Source organism: Mesorhizobium sp. M3A.F.Ca.ET.175.01.1.1 (assembly GCF_004791945.1).
In the GTDB taxonomy this organism is placed as follows: domain Bacteria; phylum Pseudomonadota; class Alphaproteobacteria; order Rhizobiales; family Rhizobiaceae; genus Mesorhizobium.
In genome coordinates, this window is the sequence record NZ_SRTP01000386.1 from 1 (window position 1) to 288 (window position 288).

Sequence of the window (288 nt, forward strand, 5' to 3'; positions counted from 1 at the left end):
CTCACCGTCAGTGGCTATCCGATTAGCTTCACGGTCTCCTGCGACAATATCGCCTACGAGGACGACGCCCGGAGGGTCGCCGCCTCCACTGGAAGCTTCAATGCCGTCGCCGCGATCACCGGCCCCTTGTCGCCGGTCGCTGACCTGCGCGGGCCGCTGCGAACGATGGCGCCTGGCATGCCGCCGCTCTGGATCGACTGGGACCAGTTGCAGGCGAAGGTCAAAGTGTCGTGGCCGCTGCCGAGGAGCGTGTCGCTGCAGGCCGAAGGGCTCAACGGCCAGACCGAT

The 288-nt window shown here is 66.7% G+C and carries 1 protein-coding gene; it reads left to right on the plus strand.

The annotated features are described in order from the left end of the window. The coding region (locus EN818_RS32095; protein WP_135906765.1) for a DUF2125 domain-containing protein at positions 1-288 on the plus strand (288 nt) is incomplete at both ends.